The following is a 2534-nucleotide window of genomic DNA, read 5'->3' as shown; positions in this document are numbered from 1 at the left end:
GTCGCCGTGCTCCGGCAGGTACAGAACGATCTGTTCGACGTCGGCGCCGACCTGTCCACGCCGGTGCAACCGGACCCGAAGCGCCCACCACTGCGCGTTACCGAGGCCTACGTCACCCGACTCGAGAACTGGTGCGACACCTTCAACGAGCCGCTGCCCAAATTGGCGAGCTTCATCCTGCCTGGCGGCACGCCGGCCGGCGCGCTGCTACATCATGCCCGGACAGTCGCCCGGCGGGCCGAACGCCGGGCCTGGGCGCTCTTGGAGGCCGACCAGCTACACACGAACCGGGCCGCCCTGCTCTACCTGAACCGGCTGTCGGACCTGCTGTTCATTCTGGCCCGCTCGGCGAACCCCGACGGCGACGTCCTCTGGCGGCCCGGCGGCTGATCGTCAGCTGAGTGGTGCGTTCTGATGCGAGTGGTGCGTTATATAGCCCGAAGTTGCGGCGGCTGAGGCGGCTGAACCTTTGGTAGGTCGGGGGTTGTGGCGGTTTCGGTTGGGCGGGTTCTGTCTACGTGATGGTGAGTGGGATGGGGCTGTTGATCAGGTCGAAGGCTCGCCGCTGGGTGGGGGTTGGTTGGGCGAGGGTGGGCAGGACTGGTCCGGTGGTGGCGTAGCGGTTGTCGTTGCGGGTGAGGGTGGCGAGGTGGTCGAGCAGGCCGCGGAAGTTGTGGAGGGGCTGGTCGTGCTGGTCGCGACGGCGGGAGGTTTTGCGGGCGGCCGCCGGTGAGCGTTTTGCGGGTGCGACGGGGTTGTCGCGCTGGGGCGGGTGCTCGTCGGTGTAGGTGAGTGGCGCCCAGGCGCGGCGCAGGTGCCAGGTGAGGTAGCAGGCGAGCAGGCAGATGAGTACGTGGGCGCGGACGCGGTCTTCGAGACGGTGGTGGATGGGGCGCAGGTCGAGGTCGTCGGTTTTGATGGTGCGGAAGTCACGTTCGACGGCGGCGAGCTGTTTGTAGGCGGTCACGACACCAGCCGAGTCGAGCCGGTCGGCGGGGATGCTGGTACGGATGACGTAGACGCCGTCCAGGGCAGCCTCGGCGGCGATCTGCTCGACCCGGCGGGTGATGGCGAGGCTGGTGTCGGTGATGGCGAGGTCGAAGTGCTTGCCGACCTTGTACTTGTTGATCAGCTTGCCGGCCTGGACGCCGATCTTGTCAGCGCCACGTAGCTTCCCAGCGGCGACGCGGTCGATCAGCGGAGCGAGGGCGGCCTCGGTGGCCGAGAGCAGGTCGGCGCGTTTGCGGGCGCGTTCGGCCGCGAGCGCTGGGTTGCGGCAGGCGATGAGCCGCTCGCCGGGATAGTCAGGGTGGTTGATCTCGGCCAGGTCGGCCTGGTCGAACAGCGACAGCTGCAGCGGCCCGTCATCGGCGGCGAGTTTCGCGATGGCGGGAGCACGCAGACAGGTCAGCCAGCCCAGCCCGCCGAGCTGTTTGAGCGCGTCGATCCGCGCGGTGGTGATCATGCCGCGATCGCCGACCATCACCAGCTCGCCGAGCCCGAACTTATTCCGCACGATGTCGACGGTCTCGGTGAAGGCAGCCGGGTCGGCGGTGTTGCCGGGGAAGACCCGCACCGCGACCGGGCGGCCGTCGGGATCGGTGAGCAGCCCGTACTCGATCTGGGCCGTGCCGCGCTTGCCGTCGCGGGAGTAGCCCCGCGCCGCCAGCGGGCAGTGCCGGCCTTCCACCCACGACGAAGACAGGTCGAACAGCGCCATCCGCGCCGGGTTCACATCCAGGCTCAAGTGCCGGGCGGCTAGCTTCGCCTCGATCGCGTCCTGCCTGCCGGCCAGCCAGTCCATCGCGGCATACGCCTCGTCAGTGCTCGCGCCGGCCACCTGCAGGTCCACGCCGAGGGTGACGTCATCCCACCACGACAGCGTGGCCAGCTTCGACTTCGGTCGCACCACCCGGGAGATGATCAACGCGAAGGCCAGGTCCCGCTCCCGGCACGCCGGGCCCAACAGCCCCGGCAGCCCGAGCGCTTTGGCCTGCGCGGCCACCGCCGCGACGTGCCCATGCGGCAGCGACCGCAGCGTCGTCACCGCCGCCGACGCGGGCACGAACGCCTCCCCCTGCAGCGACCGGGCAATCACCTCGATCAACTCGCCCGGCAGGTGGGACAGGTTGGCCACCGTCTCATTGCGAACCTTCCCACCCTCCCGCCAGGAGCGGCGCAGCAGGTGCGTCTCGTAGACCCGCGCCACCCCGTCCTTGCCAACATAGTGGCGACGGTGACTTGTCACATGAACCGCACCACCCCGCTTCGGCACAGCCGCAAGCTAGCATCACTCGGCCGATAAGTCACGCATATTAGTGACGACACGCCAAGCCCATCAACGACCCGTCAAGCCCACAAACAAAGGGATCAGACCTCAAACCCGCCGCAACTTCGGGCTAGCGCGCCGGGGACGGCCAGCACGGCGAATCCGGTGGCGTAGGAGTGATGGGCGGCAAGGATTGCGGCGACCACGAGCGGCCCGATCAACGCACCGGTCTGATCGAGTGCCTCGTGCACGGCGAATGCGCGGC

Annotated in this window: 2 protein-coding genes; one reads left to right on the top strand and one right to left on the bottom strand. The window is 68.7% G+C overall.

The features are described 5' to 3' along the window. Positions 1-390 (top strand): cob(I)yrinic acid a,c-diamide adenosyltransferase (locus tag VFW69_RS14565; protein ID WP_526502224.1); only part of this gene is annotated, 390 nt, incomplete at its 5' end. A 124-nt stretch (positions 391-514) separates the two neighbouring features. Here VFW69_RS14565 and VFW69_RS14560 read toward each other — a convergent pair. Beyond that, positions 515-2275, bottom strand: coding sequence for an IS1634 family transposase (locus VFW69_RS14560; RefSeq protein ID WP_526502223.1), 1761 nt, complete (start codon positions 2273-2275; stop codon positions 515-517). Positions 2276-2534: the final 259 nt, after the last annotated feature.

The sequence above is a fragment of the Mycobacterium sp. genome (assembly GCF_036273375.1).
GTDB lineage: Bacteria > Actinomycetota > Actinomycetes > Mycobacteriales > Mycobacteriaceae > Mycobacterium.
This window is presented reverse-complemented; position numbering and strand designations above follow the sequence as displayed.